At 47.4% G+C, this 18,554-nt stretch carries 14 protein-coding genes; 7 read left to right on the top strand and 7 right to left on the bottom strand.

Features of this window, described 5'->3' with window-relative positions; genetic code table 11:
* Positions 1 to 7: 7 nt before the first annotated feature.
* Positions 8 to 349, bottom strand: coding sequence for a HepT-like ribonuclease domain-containing protein (locus E4N66_RS06620; RefSeq protein WP_044016358.1), 342 nt, complete (start codon positions 347 to 349; stop codon positions 8 to 10).
* Positions 339 to 662: a nucleotidyltransferase family protein gene (locus E4N66_RS06625; protein WP_044016361.1), complete on the bottom strand. Its 324-nt coding sequence runs from the start codon at positions 660 to 662 to the stop codon at positions 339 to 341. Before E4N66_RS06625 ends, E4N66_RS06620 begins: the two co-directional genes overlap by 11 nt.
* Positions 663 to 786: 124 nt before the next feature.
* Between E4N66_RS06625 and E4N66_RS06630 the strand changes: the two genes are divergently transcribed.
* Positions 787 to 1,938 carry a lipid II:glycine glycyltransferase FemX gene (locus E4N66_RS06630; RefSeq protein WP_371922404.1) on the top strand — a complete coding sequence of 384 codons (1,152 nt, stop codon included), beginning with the start codon at positions 787 to 789 and terminating at the stop codon, positions 1,936 to 1,938.
* A gap of 15 nt (positions 1,939 to 1,953) precedes the next feature.
* Positions 1,954 to 4,155 carry a DUF4954 family protein gene (locus tag E4N66_RS06635; RefSeq protein WP_253727385.1) on the top strand — a complete coding sequence of 734 codons (2,202 nt, stop codon included), beginning with the start codon at positions 1,954 to 1,956 and terminating at the stop codon, positions 4,153 to 4,155.
* Positions 4,156 to 4,619: 464 nt separating this feature from the next.
* Here E4N66_RS06635 and E4N66_RS06640 read toward each other — a convergent pair whose 3' ends face one another.
* The 5 genes from E4N66_RS06640 to E4N66_RS06660 form a co-directional block, all read right to left on the bottom strand.
* Positions 4,620 to 5,399, bottom strand: a complete 780-nt coding sequence (locus E4N66_RS06640) for an outer membrane lipoprotein-sorting protein (protein WP_253674622.1) — start codon at positions 5,397 to 5,399, stop codon at positions 4,620 to 4,622.
* A gap of 74 nt (positions 5,400 to 5,473) precedes the next feature.
* Positions 5,474 to 6,808 carry an ABC transporter permease gene (locus tag E4N66_RS06645; protein WP_253674620.1) on the bottom strand — a complete coding sequence of 445 codons (1,335 nt, stop codon included), beginning with the start codon at positions 6,806 to 6,808 and terminating at the stop codon, positions 5,474 to 5,476.
* A 34-nt stretch (positions 6,809 to 6,842) separates the two neighbouring features.
* Positions 6,843 to 8,375, bottom strand: a complete 1,533-nt coding sequence (locus E4N66_RS06650; RefSeq protein WP_253674618.1) for an ABC transporter permease — start codon at positions 8,373 to 8,375, stop codon at positions 6,843 to 6,845.
* An 84-nt stretch (positions 8,376 to 8,459) separates the two neighbouring features.
* Positions 8,460 to 9,212 carry an ABC transporter ATP-binding protein gene (locus E4N66_RS06655; protein WP_253674616.1) on the bottom strand — a complete coding sequence of 251 codons (753 nt, stop codon included), beginning with the start codon at positions 9,210 to 9,212 and terminating at the stop codon, positions 8,460 to 8,462.
* Between the two features lie 50 nt (positions 9,213 to 9,262).
* Positions 9,263 to 9,751 carry a hypothetical protein gene (locus E4N66_RS06660; protein WP_253727386.1) on the bottom strand — a complete coding sequence of 163 codons (489 nt, stop codon included), beginning with the start codon at positions 9,749 to 9,751 and terminating at the stop codon, positions 9,263 to 9,265.
* Positions 9,752 to 9,980: 229 nt separating this feature from the next.
* On the opposite strand from E4N66_RS06660, the gene E4N66_RS06665 reads away from it, so the two are divergent.
* The 5 genes from E4N66_RS06665 to E4N66_RS06685 all read left to right on the top strand — a co-directional run bounded on the left by E4N66_RS06665 (position 9,981) and on the right by E4N66_RS06685 (position 18,331).
* Positions 9,981 to 11,042, top strand: coding sequence for a flagellar motor switch protein FliG (locus tag E4N66_RS06665; RefSeq protein ID WP_253727387.1), 1,062 nt, complete (start codon positions 9,981 to 9,983; stop codon positions 11,040 to 11,042).
* Complete coding sequence (locus tag E4N66_RS06670; RefSeq protein ID WP_253727388.1) at positions 11,030 to 14,080, top strand: insulinase family protein; 3,051 nt, start codon at positions 11,030 to 11,032, stop codon at positions 14,078 to 14,080. Before E4N66_RS06665 ends, E4N66_RS06670 begins: the two co-directional genes overlap by 13 nt.
* A 31-nt stretch (positions 14,081 to 14,111) precedes the next feature.
* Complete coding sequence (locus tag E4N66_RS06675) at positions 14,112 to 15,926, top strand: DNA topoisomerase IV subunit B (protein ID WP_253727389.1); 1,815 nt, start codon at positions 14,112 to 14,114, stop codon at positions 15,924 to 15,926.
* A gap of 116 nt (positions 15,927 to 16,042) precedes the next feature.
* A complete protein-coding gene (locus tag E4N66_RS06680) occupies positions 16,043 to 17,278 on the top strand; it encodes a M20 family metallo-hydrolase (RefSeq protein WP_253727390.1) in 1,236 nt (411 codons plus the stop codon).
* Complete coding sequence (locus E4N66_RS06685) at positions 17,279 to 18,331, top strand: KamA family radical SAM protein (RefSeq protein ID WP_371922405.1); 1,053 nt, start codon at positions 17,279 to 17,281, stop codon at positions 18,329 to 18,331.
* The last annotated feature ends 223 nt before the right edge of the window (positions 18,332 to 18,554 follow it).

Here is an 18,554-nt window from a genome sequence, read left to right on the forward strand (position 1 = left end):
CAGGGCGCTAGATAAAATTTTTCGATTTTATCTGCTGCATTAACTCAGGAATTGATTCCGATGCAATAAGCCAAATTCGATCTGTTAAGATTTCCCCGTAATCATGAACGATTTTGTTTCTTAATCCAATAATTTTTGTCCAAGGAATATCTTGATTTTCTTGCATAAAATCTCTGGAAAGATGATTTGCGGCTTCTCCAATTATTTGTATTAATCTTTCAATTGCTAATCTTTTGATACGATTGTTTACAAAACTATTATGATTTTCGTCTTTTACAATATCAATTATTTCTTGTGAATACTTTAATATGTCGTAAATATAACTTTTATCGCGCTCATTATGCAACATAAAGAGGTTCCCGAGAATTCATGATTGCTTCTCTTCTATATGGATTTACTAAACTGGCGGGTTCTACAATATCAACATTTCTTTTTGTGATATTTTGAAGATAGTCTTGTATATCAAGTATATCAAAAAGTGATATTTCCTCAGAATTTCTAAATTCTATAAGAAAATCAACATCGCTTTTGCTTGTAAAATCATTTCGTATTGATGACCCAAATACAGATATTTCTTTAACATTATACTTAGAAATTATATATTCTAAATCTTTATGGGTCAAATAGATTCCATTGTTTGAAAGCTTTTCAAAGACTGTCATTTTCTTTCCTTTCTAAGGATACCACATCTTTATCAATATCGCAATATGAACTTAATTCCTTTGGGCAAAACCACCTTCAATCCTTTGACAAAAGCTCCATTTTCCGCTATCGTTCCTTCCAACTATGAATACATTGACGATAAAAGAATGTACCGATATGACGGTGAAAACTCCTGCACAGCATTTTTTGCAGAGCCGCTTTTGGGCGGAATTTAAAAAGGAACAAGGTTGGTCATATCGGCAATATGAGGTGCATAGTCCTGGTACCCGTTCTTTTTTACTCACGGTTTTATTGCGGCAATTGAATCCCTTCGGCTTTCTTGCCTATATTCCGATGGGTCCGTCTATCCTCATTACGAATGATTCACATCTCCCCGAAACGGTGGAAAGGCGGAGGCTTTTTCTGGTAAACCTTGCGGAAAAGCTTGTCCCCTTGCTGCCTGCTTATGTTTTTTTAATTCGCTTTGACCCGCCGTGGGAATGCGCAATGAGAAGCGGAAATCTGCGAACTTTCTCTCACCAAGAGTTTCCGCTTATACCTTGTACCGGCGGAAAAACGCCGTGCAGTCTGCGTAAAGCAGCTTCCGATATTCAGCCGCCGGATACCGTTCTGCTTGATTTACAACAACCGCTTGACATACTGCTTTCTCATTGTAAACCTAAGTGGCGCTACAATATCCGGCTTGCCGAAAAAAAAGGTGTACAGGTTCGCTGTTTTCCCGGAAGCCAAGCCGAAGACGTAATACCGATCTTTTATCGGCTTTATCGTGAAACTGCTGCGAGGGACGGTATTGCCATTCATAGCGAAAACTATTACCGTTCGCTTTGCCGGCTTGCTGAGAACGGTACATTCGATGCCGAGCGTATTCTTATTTCAATCTATATCGCTTATTTTGAAGAAAAACCGCTTGCTGCGATTATCACACTTTTTTCTCCGAGCGGAGCCGTCTATCTATACGGTGCTTCTTCAAATGAACACCGCAACCTTATGCCGGCATACCTGCTGCAATGGCAGGCAATCCAAGATGCGCAAAAGTACGGGTGTCCATCTTATGATTTTTACGGGATTCCGCCAACCGACGATTCGAACCATCCTATGTACGGCCTGTATCGCTTCAAAACGGGATTCGGCGGGGCAATTATCCATCGGGTTGGAACACTTGATATTCCGGTACGAGGCTTCCGCTATCATCTCTACTCGTGTGCCGAACATTTACGGGCATTTTGGTTTAAAAACCTCAAAAAGAAGCTTCGCGTTCATTGCCGAAAATCGTAGCGCTTGGAGGAATCTGTGCCGGTACGTGTTATAATATCGGATGACTTTGGGGTCAATTTTGTCAATAAATCTTTTCTTACTTCCGGACGGGACGAATATACCGTCCGTTTTATGCAGAATCCCGCCGAAAAACACCGATGGCGGCCGCTCACTTTTAACGAAGTTGAAACGCTCATCAAGAACGGAAACACCTGTACTAACTGGAATACCTTTTTGGTGGAAGATCCCTTTACGCCGTCGCTCATTAAGAACTCGCTTTTTGCGGGATTGGTGAGGATTTCCTCTTTAACCGAATGTTATCTGCGTTACCATGATTTTATTGTTCCCGCAGGGATTACCAACAGCAAAATTATCTCCTGCGATATCGGAGCGAATTGTGCCGTGCATGACTGCGCTTATCTTGCGCACTATATTGTCGGGGATACCGTCATTTTAAGCAGAATAGATGAGATGGCGGCAACCGATCACGCTAAGTTCGGCGAGGGTATCGTTAAAGACGGGGAAGATGAAGCAGTCCGCGTTACAATCGATGTGATGAACGAAGCGGGCGGACGGGAAATTCTCCCTTTTGCGGATATGATTTGTGCCGATGCGTTTATGTGGGCGCGGTACCGCGATGATGCAAAGCTGATGGCGCAGCTGAAAAAGCTGACGCAGGATTCTTGCGATTCAGCCCGCGGTTATTACGGTACCGTCGGCGATAACGCAGTAATTAAAAGCTGTAGGATTATCAAAGACGTTCGGTTCGGCGAGGCGGTCTATATTAAGGGCGCCAATAAGTTAAAAAATCTGACCATCCGCTCTTCCGCAGAAGAAGCGACGCAGATCGGGGAAGGGGTTGAGCTGGTTAACGGGATTATCGGATACGGCTGCCGCGTGTTCTACGGCGTTAAGGCAGTGCGCTTTGTGCTGGGAAATAACTGTACGCTCAAATACGGCGCCCGCCTCATTCACTCCGTGATGGGAGATAATTCAACCATTTCCTGCTGCGAAGTACTGAATGCGCTGATTTTTCCCTACCATGAGCAGCATCACAACAACTCATTCCTTATCGCCGCGATGATTCAGGGGCAGTCCAATATGGCGGCCGCCGCTACGGTAGGTTCAAACCACAATACCCGCGGCAACGACGGAGAGATTATCGCCGGTCGGGGGTTTTGGCCGGGACTTTCCGCAACGCTCAAGCATAACTGCCGATTTGCATCCTTTGTGCTGTTGAATAAAGGCAATTATCCTGCCGAACTTGATATTCCTTTTCCGTTCAGCTTGGTCAGCGATAATCTGCGGGAAAATTGCCTCGATATTATGCCTGCCTATTTTTGGATGTATAATATGTATGCGCTTGCCCGCAATAACGATAAATTCAAAAAACGGGATAAACGGAAAACAAAGATGCAAAAGATTGAAACCGAGGTGCTTGCTTGCGATACCGCCAGAGAAATTATATATGCGATGGAATTGCTTGAACACATCTTTGAAACAGCATGGACGGCGGCAGGAAATCAATCCGAAAGTGCTCAAAATCTTTTAGCGCATAAACGAGACGAGCTAAAAAAACTGCCCCTCACTGCCGAAAACATCGAACATTCCGACCGTCCGGTGAAAATTCTGCACGGCGTTGATGCATGGTATGCGTACCGCGATATGCTCGTATGGTACGGGGTAACCGTTTTGGCAAAATACATCGATGAAACCGGTGCCGGTGGTGAGGTATTGAGCCGCAGTGGTGTATGCAGCCGGTTCAATCTTCAAAACGGAACAATCCCGTGGGTCAATGCAGGCGGGCAGCTGATACGCGAGGACGAATATGACCGTCTCCGCAGCAGGGTTGGGGCAGGGGAGTTCAATTCGTGGCACGCAATCCACGCCGAATACGACCGGCTCTGGGAACGGTATCCCTTTGACTGCGCAGAACATGCCTACAGCGTACTCTGCCGGCTCGCCGGAGTTTCCGCCCTTACCGGATCACACTGGCAAACCTACCTTGACGAAGCGCTCCGCTTGAACCGCTACATCGAAGCGCAGGTTCTTATCACCAAGAAAAAAGACTACACCAATCACTTCCGCGATATTACCTACCGGAATCGGGCGGAGCGGGATGCCGTACTCGGTCATGTGGAAGACAACGCCTTTGTGCAGCAGTCCAAGTTGGACGCACAGCGGTATGCCGAGCTTTTTGCACGGGTAGGGGAGCGTCTCAAGTTATTGAGAGATTAGCTGCCGATACGTAGTTTATTGAACATACCGCGGTTACACAGCTTACGGAGACGGGGCCTTTTACATCGCCCTCCGATACCGACTTACCGTCAGTAGTCCAACTGGGCTTACAGAGTCAAAGTAAAAGACAATAAGGGACTCGTTTCTGAAACACTTACTACAGGCATCGCTCATTATTGTACTAAAGCAACCATGCGTCTGACAGCGATTATGATTGAAGATGCTCTACGCATAAAAAAAGAGGAAATAAGGATATAAAGCAATTTGTAAACTAAATAAATTTTGAGCCGAGCTACTGTTTAACACCCCCGCCATCCGTGGCGGTTCTGCCCCTCCAGCGCGTTTGCAAATAGACGGTACAGATACGAGGCACGAGCACAAATTAACCGCAGGCGTATCTTTGATACGTTGAGGATTAATTTGTGCGCAGTAACGAAGTAGATGTACCGTTTATTTGCAAACGATCAATTGATTTTTTCGAGGTAGGCCTTCGTAAACACCACATCCGGTATGTCGGAGGTATCAAAATCGGAGAGTATTTGCGTGGTCTTTTCGCCCTTATTGATTTCGTTAATATAGATGGATTGAGCAGGCCAGTTGAAATTACCGATTTTGACGTATTTAGGCAGGAGCGTGGTGCGCATCAGCCGTCCGCTTGAGCCGTAGCTTTCGATTTTTAAGATAAGTGGATCAGTTTTACGCACGTAATATTTTTCCTGCGCATACCGCGCGTCAGAAAGAAGAGTCTTGAGCGTAACTGCATATACATCAAACTTACCGAGTTTTGATGCTGCTATATCGGTAATTTCGTAAGTCTTTCTAAATTCAGACCGTTTATTAACATCCGAAACACTTGCGTCGGAATCCCCGATAGCGCGCTTAAGCGAAGAGTGGGTAAATTGATGCGAGGTAGGATCATACACCCAGAGGTTATTCTTTTCCTGCATATAACCCGTTCCCTTATCCGCCTCAGGCGCAAGCTGCACAAGCGTGGTTTGATCTTTTGTATCACGCCGGAACAGTTTATACTGCTGTGCAGATTTCGGTTCGTTCGGTTTTTCGATAATGAGCGAAAGCGTACAGGTTATATCTTTATCAAAGTTACCTGCTTCGTACTGCTTTTCCAAAATACCGTACATCTCTTCCGTGCTCGGTATTTGTGCCGAAAGCGAGAGCGGCAGTGCACACAAGACCGCAGCAAAAAACACTATGGCATATTTTTTTATCATTGTCGTGTAATTCATTATATTCTCCTCTTAATAAATGCGAGATTCGTTTTTCCGCTTACACGCGGGGATGTTCACGGAATATATCCCGATTACTTACTCGACCGCAAGGCTTCCGCCGGAATCATGTTGGCAGCACGGATTGCAGGGCTGAGCGCTGCAAGAATTGCCAAGAAAGCTGTCAGCAGGAACTTTAAGCCAATAACTATAGGCGATAGTATCCACAAGAAATGCCCGTTTGTGGTGAGCATACTGAGTACCGAGTCAATCGATATGGGGATGAGGCTGATAATCAGCATAACGAGCAGTGCAAGCACAAAGCCCGCTGCGGCGCCGATAACCGAAAGAAAGCCTGCCTCCGCAAGAAATAAAAGGCTCACCTTACCTCTGCTGACACCGCAAGAACGCATGGTGCCGATTTCGCCCTTCCGCTCATGCACCACCATCCTGAACGTATTGGAAATACCGATCATCGTAACGAGCAGCAATACCAACAGCACACCGAGACTGACCCACTGTATCGTCTGAGACAGCGTTACCATCTGCGGCGCAAAATCATAGAAAGTCATAACGGCGTATTTCGTTCCGTCCCACTTTCCTTCATTCAACTGCCGCAGCAGTTCCTGCCCGGGAGAGGTTGGGTTAAACTGCGCCGCCAGTTCACGGCTGGTAACGGGACCGTATTCGGCAAGGCGCCTTTCAAAAATGGCAGCAACGGCATCCTGCTGGTTTTCATCTCTCAAGAAAATACCGAACTGAGCAACACACCCTTCGGGAATTTCGGCAATTTTATTGAGATAATCGAAGTTCGCATAAAACTGTATTTGATCAAACTGACTTTGATCTTGATAAATGCCCGCGATTTGAAATTCCGCAACCGTTGCCTGCCTGCTTAACGTAGTCATTTCATAAAGGATAACATCATTCAAAGCGACATTCAGCGCTTCGGCGGTTTTTTGAGGGATAAAAAGAGCGTTTTCTATGTTTACGTTCTCCCATCCGCCTTCTTTAAACGCGAAACTGTTGCGCAAGGCTTCTTCCTCATCGAATTTGCAGCCTGCAATTTGAGCAGTCAACTGATTCCCTGCAAAAATCAGCGTGCCGTAACGCTGTGCACGTACAGTTGTATACAATGCATCAATTTTTTCTTCTTTGATGATTCTATGCACAAGCTCAACACTTTCGGGAGGAAGGTATTCATTCGCCTTATCATCTTCTGTCTTGTCCGCTGCCTTTTCTGCCCCGGTTACATAGACATGCCCGCCGATAATCTTTGCAATCTGATATTCCAAACTCTTACGTGCACCTGCCGACAGTCCGTCGATCAATGTTACAATAAGAAACGCAAATACAATCGCAATAACCAACAACATACTGCGCCGTTTTTGCCTATTTAAATTCCGAAATGCAATCTTTAATATATTCATAATCTTTCCTTACAATACCTTCATTAACAATACCTTATTTGTTGATGGCTTCCAATGGGCTGATCTTTAATGCAAGTCCAACCGGATACCAATTTGCAATTACTCCGGCGGCAAGCATAGCCGCAAGTGTACTCAATACTGCAACCGGCGAGATAGCTGTCTGGATTTTATAACCGCCGAACATAACAGCCATCGTTTCATTCGGAAGTCTGATTCCCAACGCATTAAAGATGAACCCTGCGATAATCGCAAGAGCAATCCCGCATATAGCCCCAACGCACGAAAGTAAAAACGACTCCGTATAAAAGAGCCGCCTGACAAAGGAACGCTTTGCTCCGATGGCACGCATCGTACCGATTTCTGCCGTCCGCTCCATAACAGAAACGACAAGCGTATTCATAATGACGATAAGCACCACAACGGCAAGCAATACCAGCACCGCGATCATCAGCGTCCGTGTCATCTTAATCGCAGCAGCATACTGCACCAATGCTTTATCCCACGGAAGCGCTTGTGCTATAAGACCTTCTTCTGCAAACCATTTATTCAAATCTGTAATCACCCGGGATGTTTTTGAAGGATCCTTCAGCTTAACCGTTACAAAGTGCCATGCATCGGTGTCCGCCATATTGAGCTGATTGCGCAGCTCCGTACTGCCTAAAATATTTTCCAAATCTTCCGCAGTCGCTTTTTTTTCAGTGATGCTTTTCGCCTCTTCGGTAACACCGACTGCATCATCGGAGAACAAGTCGTCTTCGCTTTTCTCTGCAAGGCTGAGATCGATTGACTGAGGAATTTCCGTAACGGTACGAGCCCCCATCGTTACGCCTGCAAGCATACGCGCACTGTTGATATCCGTATAAAGCACATCTTGAACCGCCGTATCGGGATGTGCAAAGGTAAAAAAGCCGCTCACCTTTATTTTGCGCAGCTTTGCTTTTTCTCCAAAGCTCATCACCACAACTTCATCTCCAACATGCAATTCCCGTTCATAATATTTCTCGTACTTTTCTTTTACTTTTGGCGGCAATAAGATAAATTCTGCATCATCCGAATCAGGAAATTCACCTTCATACACCTTAATTGTCTCGAATGTTTTTTTATAGGAAGAAGACTCAATACCGAGTGTCGTAGCATACGGCATATACGCAAAGTTTTCGCTCTTAGGTTCCCACATATCCGGTAGGTCAGCCGGACGCAGCATACCATACCCGACAACCATTCCCCGCGTAAACACAGAAGCTTCCGGCATGTCATGTAACTTTGCCTCAATTTTTTCTATCTTTGATAAATACGGCATCGAAGGCAGCTTACCCGTGTTGACATTTTTATATGCACCGGTAATTGTTACAAAGACATCCTTATCAGCCGGTTTTCCGGTAATAAAAATATCGCCGCAAAAGTCGCTCTCGCATACATTCTTTGCCTGCCGTTCCGCGAAGTTCAGTATACCAAGCCCCAGCACCACCAAAAAGCTGCCGAGCCCGATCAAAATCATAATAATCAGCGTCTTTGTCTTATGCGAAAAAAGATTTTTCAACGCCAACTTAAAAATCGTTTTATTCATTATATCCTCTTCAATTTAATTCATAATCATGCAAATACTGCACTTCCGTCGGATAAATCATAATTACCCATTACCCATTACTAATTATCCATTAACCTTCGTGTCCTCGACGACATTTCCGTCTAAGATTTTGATGCGGTGGTCGGTCATATTGACAATTTTAGCATCATGGGTGGAGAAGATAAAGGTGGTATTAAACTCGCGGCTCATGTCCTTCATCAGTGCAAGAATCTGATCGCCGGTTTTGGAATCGAGGTTTGCAGTGGGTTCGTCGGCAAGCACCAATGCAGGCTTGGTAACCAAGGCACGGGCAATAGCAACGCGCTGCCTCTGACCGCCTGAAAGTTCATTCGATTTATGGTGCGTCCATTCGCTCAATCCGACCTTTTCGATGAGGTGCTCAATCCATTCCTTGCTCTTTTCTTTGCTTTCTTTTGCCTTACCGAACAAAAGGGGAAACTCGATATTTTCGTATACGTCCAAAACCGGAATCAGGTTAAAGGATTGAAAGATAAAACCCAGATACTCGTGGCGCAGCTGAGTGATCCGCTTGTCGAGCTTCGGCGGAATTTTTAAGCCCTTGTTTTTCCGTTTGGAAAGAGAGGCAAAGTCTTTTTCCTGATAAATTGTTTCTCCATTGATGATCAGCTCGCCGGAGGTCGGCGTGTCGATCAACCCAATCATGTTGAGCGTGGTGGATTTCCCCGAGCCGGACGGTCCGGAAATGGAAACAAATTCTCCGCTATCGATGGAAAAATTAATTCCCTTAACAGCTTCTACCAAAACCTTCCCTAAGGGATAGGTTTTGCGCAAATTCTTAACTTGTACAATGGCCATATATAATCTCCTAAATAAATAGACAATGTTGTGAGTGATATTACGATGCGCTATTTACTATCGCTTTCCGTTTCAATAGGTATCGGTTTGAGTAATTCAGACATTTCCGCATGGTATTTTTGCACGAGTTTCAAGTCGTCCGGATGAATTTCGAAAGGAATTGCGCCGTATTCGGAATTCAAAACAGCATAGGCAATCACCGTAATTTGCAATAGCCCTGTTTTTCCATCAAGTCCGTACTTACGGAAAAGCGCTTGCAATTTTTTCGGTGCCGGATTCTTTTTAAGAAAAGCTGCTGCTTGATTGGTGTCTTCTCCAAGTGCATCCCTAAAGGCTTCGACCCATTGAGCTTCCGTAGAATTCTCATCATTTTGAAAGGCATTGATGCCTTCAAGCAGCTTGTCATGATTTTTGATAAATCCCTTCACGGCTTTTTCAGTTAAAATCGGTTTTACCTGAGACGTTTGCGTCTGTGCGTATAATCCGGTCATCGTGAAAACAACGAGCAGCAGTCCTGCTGTGATACTGTTTTTTGTCATATTATCTCCTACGTGGTTAACTATAGTAAACATGAGAAGGTTGAATACCGTTACGAAAAATATGGTGTATTCCGTCTTTTATATGTGGCATCTGATGGAATCACTGTCTTACGAGCTCCATATTTTTCGAGATATTTAGGATAATGAGTTTGTAATATGAGGTCAAGTATAACGTCAGTAAAATGCGATGTTGATACTCGGTTGTTTTTCCATTATATTGGGAGACAGTATGAGTGATCTGGAAAGTGAGATACGGCGGCGCGGGCTGATAAAGGTAGCAAGTGAAGACGCTCAAAAAGAGAGTCCCTATCGCCGCGTTGCAAAGTTTTTATATTTAATCGGAGAGGCGCAGGCGGCAACGGTACTGCAAAAGCTCACCCGCGAGCAAATCGAAAAAGTAGTAGCGGAAATGCTGACCATCCGCTATGTCGATAAGGACGAAGCCGCCTATATTTTAAGCGAATTTACGGCGCTTTATAACGAAGCGAAGAATTCCGTCGGCGGCGTAGAAACCGCTCAAGGGATTCTGACGGCGGCTTTCGGCGGGGAAAAAGCGCGGGAGATTATCGAGCGGGCAATACCGCCTGCTGCCGAGCGGCCGTTCGATTTTTTGGACGGTATCGACGGAGAAAAGCTCAAGCGGCTCTTAGCGGACGAAATGCCTGCAACACAGGCGCTCGTGCTTTCTCAACTGGAACCGAAAATAGCGGCCGCCTATATTACCGGCTTAAACGATGCGGAAAAAAAAGACATCGTGCTCCGCCTCGCGCGGCTTAAAACCATCAGTCCTGAAATTTTGCAGACGGTAAACACTTCGATGCGCGAAAAGTTTACCCGCATACGGACAGGCTCGGCTACCGAAGCAATCGACGGCCGCGCGGTACTTGCCGCTATTTTACGGCGCAGCGATTCCGAAACGGAACAGTTTATTTTACAGAACATCGCAGAAGCCAATCCCGAACTTGAACAAAATATCCGCGAACGGCTTTTTACTTTTGAAGACGTCCTCATTGCAGACGACCGCTTTTTACAGAAAAAATTATCCGGTATGGAAAGCTCAGTAATTGCCGCATTGATTTCTTATAAACCGGAAGTCTTTGTCAAAAAAATCCTCAATAACATTTCTAAAAACAGACAGCAGTTCATTCTTGACGATCAGGCGTCGAACCCTGCTTCCGTGCGGGAATGCCGCGAAGTTACCAATCGTTTTTTACAGGAATTGCGGAAAAGCTGGGAAGACGGCGAGCTGCTCTTATTCGGAAAGGACGGAGATGACGTATGGATAACCTAATCCACGGGTTTAAAATTATTTCAAAAACAGCGCTTGACGAAATGCAGGCGGAGGGTATTCTTGCGCAGCATTGCGAAACCGGACTTGAAGTTTATCACATTCATAACGATGACAGCGAAAATTTATTTGCGTTTGCTTTTATGACCCCGCCTGAAAACAGTTCGGGCGTTGCGCATATTCTGGAACATTCGGTACTCTGCGGTTCAAAAAATTATCCGCTGAAAGATCCTTTTTTAATCCTTTCAAAGCAGAGTGTTAAAACGTTTTTGAATGCGATGACATTTCCTGATAAGACCGTGTACCCTGCGTCGAGCATCCTCGAAAAAGATTATTTTAATTTGATGTCGGTGTACGGCGATGCGGTGTTTTTTCCGCTGCTCAAACGGGAAACCTTTGAACAGGAAGGTCATCGGCTCGAACGAGATGAAAAAGGAAACCCGTATTTTTCCGGCGTGGTGTTAAATGAGATGCGCGGCGCGTATGCGGATTTCGATTCCGGCGTAGACCGCGAGCTGCGGCATTCTCTCTTGCAGGGGACGGTGTATGCGCATGATTCAGGCGGCTTTCCGCCCGATATCGTCAAGCTCAGCTATGAGGACTTTTGCGCTTTCCATAAAAAATACTATCATCCGGTAAACTGCAAGGTCTTTTTGTACGGCAACATCGAAACCGAAAAACAGCTTGCCTTTTTGCAGGAACGCTTCTTGCGGTTTTTTGAACCGGCAGAAAAGCCGCCGCTCATTCCGGCTATTACGCCCTATCCCGCACCCCGCGTCTTTTCGGCAACGGCGCCCGCAGGAGAGGGAAAAAATCCCGACAAGCTCACGGTAACGATGAATTGGCTGCTGCCCGAAAGCGCCGACATCGACCGGCTGATGGACTGTATGTTTTTGGAGGAGCTGTTGTTGGGACATGACGGAGCACCCTTACAAAAAAAACTGCTCGACTGCCCCTTTGCCGAGGATGTGTATCCGTACAACGGCGGACAGGCTGACCTGAAAAACATCTGCTTTACGCTCGGCCTTGCAGACATCGATAAAAGTGCGGAAGGGCAGTTTGAAGCCTTTATCCTTTCCGGCATTGAAGACATTATTCGGAACGGTTTTGAATCTCAGCTGATTGAAACCGCGCTCAATTCCCTCGATTTTTATAACAGAGAAATTACCCGTTCCGGCGGCCCTTTTTCGCTGGTTTTGATGCGGCGGGCGCTCCGCGGCTGGATACACGGCTTTGCGCCGGAGGCTTCGCTCCGTTCCATACCTGCTTTTCAGCGGCTGAAACAGCGGCTTTCCCAAAACCCGCATTACGCTCAAGACCTCATCCGTACATTGCTGCTTGATAATCCCCATCGGACAACCGTTTCCGTACGGCCGGACATTCACTTTTGCGAGAACATCGATACACGGCTCGCTCAAGAAGCGCACCACGCGGCGCAAAGCCTTGGCAGCGCAGAACACCATTTTGGTTCCGCCGAACAGACAGCCGTACCCGTTAGCGGGCAAAAAGCGGATGCGGATACGGGCATTAATCCTGAGGCGGATGTTCAAGCGCAACATCTTATTCCGCATATTTCAAAAGAGGAGCTGCCGCCGGTTGAACCGCCGATACCCGAATCCCTCGAATATTTCGGCAAGATTCCCGTTATCATACATGAACAGCCGACAAACGGCATCACCTATATGGACATCGCAGTTCCCGTCGATTCGCTTTCGGCGGAGGACTATACATACCTGACGCTCTATACGTCGGCGCTTTCCTCGATGGGAACAAAAACGCAGAGCTGGGATACCGTTGCGGCAGAATTCGCTTATCTGACGGGAGGCTTTTCCGCGGTTACCTTTTCCGCAGGCAGGCACGGGACGTCCGAAGCCGCGGTGTTTTTCGATAATGCGCTCCGTACCGAAGATGTAGCAGATCGGGACTGGATTTTTATCCGCTCCAAAATGCTGCCAGAATATATCGAACCCGCGGTAAACCGTATTTTTTCGTATCTTAACGATATTTCTTTTGCCGACGAAAAGCGGTTGAAGGATGTTTTTATTCAGCTGAAAAATGATCTTGATCCGCTGCCGTCGTATTCGGGACATACGTTGACTGCACTGTACGCGGCATCCGGATATTCCGGTTCAAAACGGGCGGAAAATCTCTGGATGGGGATTCCTCAGTTGCGTTTTCTGCGCGGGCAGTATGCGGCGCTGGAGCAAAAATCGGCAGCAATCGGTGAACTTGCCCGTAAACTTGAAGCAATACACCGGAAGCTGATGTGCTCCGGCCTTATCGTGAAGGTGTGCGGTACGAGCGCCGATATAAGCGCTATCAAAAAAGCGCTTGCTTCCCATCTACCGCAGTTTGATTTTCCGCATCGCAGTACCGGCGGCTTTAGAACCGGAGCCTTTGAAAAACCGGCGGCGCTTTCGGCCTTTCCCAGCGCTGTGCAGGTAGGCTTCGCGGCGCAGCTTCTGCCGGTTGCGTTCGATGAAACGGAATACGGCGCTGCTATCGTCTATGCCCAGTGGCTTGAGACAGGAGCCTTGTGGGAGGCAATCCGTGTAAAAGGCGGCGCGTACGGCGTTTCGGCATATCCCGATTCCGCAACGGCGCTGTTTACGATGACTACCTACCGAGACCCTGCGCCGCTCAAATCCTTGTGCAGTATACGGGATTGTATCGAAAAAAGCATCGCGGCGCCGCTTACCGACTCCGAACTGGAAGCCCTGATTACCGGCACGTACAGCACGGCGCTCCAGCCGAGAACCCCGGCGCAGAGAAGCGCGGCGGCGTTCTCGCGCCTCTTAAACGGGATAACTCATCAGGCGAGGATGCAAACAATCGAAGGTATTATCTCTTGTACACGGGAACGCATGAACAGGCTTGCCGAACGGCTCGCCGCAAGCGTATCGGGAAGTGCCGCGCTTTCGGCAACGACGGCGGGAGGTATATCCGGCGGTACCGCTGCGGTAATCTGCTCCGACGCTGCGCTCCGGCAAACGGCAGACAACTTAGGACTTCCGCCGATCACCGTTCTGTCTTCAATTTAAAAAAACTTTTTTTGGAGGAATTTAAAACAACATGGCTGCAAAGAATACGTATGATGAATCGAAAATAAAGACACTTAGCTCATTGGAGCATATCAGGCTCCGCACTGGTATGTATATCGGCCGACTCGGAAACGGCTCGAATCCCGACGACGGTATTTATATTCTATTAAAAGAAGTGCTCGATAACTCCATCGATGAGTTTATTATGGGGAACGGAGACCGCATCGACGCGCTTTTGAAGGACAACAAAGTTACCGTGCGGGATTACGGGCGCGGCATTCCGCTCGGGAAGGTCGTGGAATGCGTGTCGGTCATCAACACCGGTGCAAAGTACAATGATGAAGTCTTTCAGTTTTCGGTGGGCTTGAACGGTGTCGGTACCAAGGCGGTGAACGCACTCTCCGAATATTTCCGGGTAGTTTCCGTCCGTGACGGGAAATACGCCGAAGCGGTGTTTGAGCGGGGTGTGCTAAAGCACGAAAAACAAGGAGATGCCAAAAAAGGTATTAAGAACGGCACGCTCGTGGAGTTTATCCCCGACAGGGAAATATTCGGCGACTATACATTCAACCTCGACTTTATCGAAAAACGGATGTGGAACTACGCCTATCTGAACGCCGGTCTTACGCTCACCTGTAACGGCGCTTCATACATATCGGAAAACGGCTTACTCGATCTGCTCAATGCGGAAATCGGCGAAGAAACGCTCTACACGATTGCTCACTTTAAGGAAGCAAAGCTTGAATTTGCTTTTACCCACACTAACAACTACGGCGAAACCTATTTTTCGTTTGTCAACGGGCAATACACCTCGGATGGCGGCACGCATCTTTCCGCTTTTAAAGAAGGCTTGCTGAAAGGTATTAACGAATACTACCGCAAAAACTACAAGAGCGAGGATGTCCGCGAAGGTACTTGCGCGGCGGTGGCGGTTAAGGTGCAAGCGCCCGTGTTTGAAAGTCAAACGAAAAATAAGCTCGGCAATACCGAGGTGCGGCCGTGGATTGTCAACGGTACCAAGGCCGCTGTGGTGGAATGGCTGCAAAAAAATGCTGAAGCCGCGCGGAAGCTGGAAGAAAAAATCCTTGCAAACGAGCGGCTGCGGACAGAGCTGAACAGTGTTAAAAAAGAAGCGAAGGCCGCTGCAAAAAAAATTGCAATGAAAATACCTAAGCTGAAAGACTGCAAGTTTCATCTTGGGGATAAGCAGTACGGCAATGAGTCGATGATTTTTATCACTGAGGGAGACTCGGCTTCGGGTTCAATGGTTTCGAGCCGCGACGTTCTTACGCAAGCGCTTTTTTCGCTGCGCGGTAAGCCCGAAAATATGCACGGCAAAAAACGCGCCGCCATCTACAAAAATGCGGAGCTCTACAATATGATGATGGCGCTCGGTATCGAAAACAGCCTTGAAAGCCTCCGCTATAATAAGATCATCATCGCAACCGATGCCGATAACGACGGCTTTCATATCAGAAACCTTTTGCTCACCTTTTTCCTCACCTACTTTGAAGAGCTGGTGCTGAGCGGGCGGATTTTTATTTTGGAAACGCCGCTTTTCCGAGTGCGCACCAAAAAAGAAACCTGCTATTGTTATTCGGAAAAAGAGCGGGATGTCGAAATGAAACGGCTCGGCGCGGCGGCGGAAGTTACCCGTTTTAAGGGATTGGGAGAAATAAGCCCGAGCGAATTCGGTCAGTTTATCGGAAAAGATATCCGCCTTTTACCGGTCAGTATTCAGACCGTGAAAAAGATCCCAGGCGTGCTTGAGTTTTATATGGGAAAAAATACCCCCGAACGCAAAGCCTTTATTATGAAAAATCTTCTTGCGGAAGTCGATGCGTAGAGAGATCGATCTTCTTGTTTGCAGAATCGCCGCCAATATGATATAGTAGAAGCCTCTTTTGAGAGTGCTTTACTCTTTTGAAAAGAGTTTAATTTCATTACGTATGTGGAGGTTGTATGTCAAATTTTTTATCGGTTAAAGATTTTATCGCTCAACAAAAAGATAAGATGATTGAGCTTGAACGGCTTTTGTGCTCCATTCCTGCCATGGCTCCGGAGTCGGACGGCGACGGGGAGTTGAAAAAATGCGAAGCGCTGGAAGCATATTTAAAAAAGCTCGGCTTTACTCAATTTGAACGGTTCGATGCACCCGATACACGGGTATCCTCCGGTATCAGACCTAACCTTGTCGTTACTATTCCGGGCAAAGATGATTCAAAACGGGTTTGGATTATGGCGCATACCGATGTGGTACCTCCCGGCGAGCTTTCAAAGTGGGAAAGCGATCCGTGGGTATTGAAGCAGGACGGCGATAAAATTATCGGGCGCGGTGTAGAAGATAACCAGCAAGGACTGACCGGAGCGGTATTCGCCGCTTACGCATTTCTTGCATTAAAGATTCAACCTGCTCACACCGTAAAATTATTGTTTGTCGCTGATGAAGAAGTGGGTTCAAGATACGGCGTTATTTATCTTTTGAATAATCATCAGCTGTTTAAACCGCAGGATATTATCGTTGTCCCGGACGGGGGAGATCCTTCGGGCGAGACAATTGAAGTAGCGGAAAAGAACCTGTTGTGGTTAAAGGTTGTTGTGCATGGAGTGCAAACGCATGCTTCTCGCCCCGATTTAGGAAAGAATGCGCACATTGCGGCGGCGGATTTAGCGCTCCGCTTGAATGCTTTGGAAAAAGTGTTTTCAAAGCAGGATAATTTGTTCGAGCCGCCGTATTCGACATTGCAGCCGACAAAAAAAGAAGTGAATATTCCGAACATTAATACCATTCCGGGCGATGATGTATTTTATATGGATTGCCGTATACTCCCCTGTTACACTGTTGCGGAAGTGATGGAGAAGATAAAAGTTGAGGCGAGTGCAATAGAAGCAAAGTACGGCGTACAGGTTGAGCTTATTATTGATGATTCGGCGGAATCTCCTGCAACGCCTGTTGATGCCGAGGTTGTTACGATGCTGTCAAAGGCTATCGAAAAAATACACGGCAAAAAAACGCAAACCATCGGTATCGGCGGAGGAACCGTCGCGGCACCGCTCCGCCAAGCAGGCTTTAACGCCGTCGTATGGAGTACACTCGACGATATGGCGCACCAACCGAATGAATACTGCATTATGAAAAACTTAATCGACGATGCACAGGTACTGGCAGCATTGATGTACGGAGTCGATGCGCTGTAAATGTGTGACGGAGGTATGAACGCTGCACCGGATGATGATTGTCGGGGTGATGACTGGCGGAATGAGAATTCCGCCGATAGGGTTATCCGCTTGTCGGAGCATATTTCACCGGCGTTTAAGGCCTTGATTACCTCCGCAGCACCTGCCGCTGCTGCTGCGCTGCGTCGGCAGGTGCTTTCCTCCGACGACGAACTGGTCGTGTCGGAGGAAGAGCGGGGCGACCCGCTCGGCGAAGCGCGCTATTGTGTTACCCCGTATCTGGTACACCAATATCCGAACCGCGTGCTGCTATTGAGCACTGGCCGCTGCATCTCGTATTGCCGGTACTGTTTCCGGCGGGAATTTACCGCCCGCTCAAGCGGCTTTATTTCCGATGAGCAAATCGGAGCGGTAACGTCATACCTTAAAACACATCCCGAAGTACAGGAAATTCTGGTTTCGGGCGGAGACCCGATGAGCGGCAGTTTTGAGCAGATAAAACATCTGTTGGAATGCCTCCGCTCCGTCCGTCCCGATTTGCTGCTCCGCCTCTGCACCCGTGCGCCGGTTTTTGCACCGGAGCTTTTTACCGAAGAGCTTATGACGCTGCTTCGTTCCGTCCGTCCGCTCTGGGTGATTGCACATATAAACTATCCGGCGGAACTCGGCACGGCGCAGCGGCATGCCTTAATCCGCTGTATCGATTCGGGGATTCCGGTGCAAACCCAAACCGTATTGCTGCGCGGCGTTAATGATGAGCCCGCCGTTCTTGCGGAGCTTTTCCACGCGCTCGTATGTATGGGGATAAAACCCGGATATTTGTTCCAAACGGATTTGGCGCGGGGAACGGCGCATTTTCGTGTACCGCTTGAAAAAGCCGCGCTTATATGGAAAGCATTACGTAAACGTCTTTCCGGTTTATCGTTACCGCAATTTGCAGTCGATTTACCGAACGGCGGCGGAAAATTCCCGCTTTCCGCCCTACTGCTCTATGAGGATATTATCTCCCCGTTAAAAGACGGCCGCTTTTCGGCACGGGGTATAGACGGAAAGACCTGTACCTATCCGAGGTAGGGGGCTCTTTTGAAATAGACGGCGCATCTACGTCAAAACTATACATCCGTGTATAGTTTTGACTGTGAGTTTCGGCAGCAGCCGAAACATCGCTTCTGATGGAACCAGCGGCCTCCGTGCCGCTACTGTAAGTAGTCTTCAACGTATCAGAACGGACACGTGGCGGAGATGATACGTTGAGCATTTTCAGCAGCATATCGTAAAACATACTCGCCGTAAGCCT

Origin of the sequence: Treponema sp. OMZ 857 (assembly GCF_024181085.1) — a bacterium.
Taxonomy (GTDB): Bacteria; Spirochaetota; Spirochaetia; order Treponematales; family Treponemataceae; genus Treponema.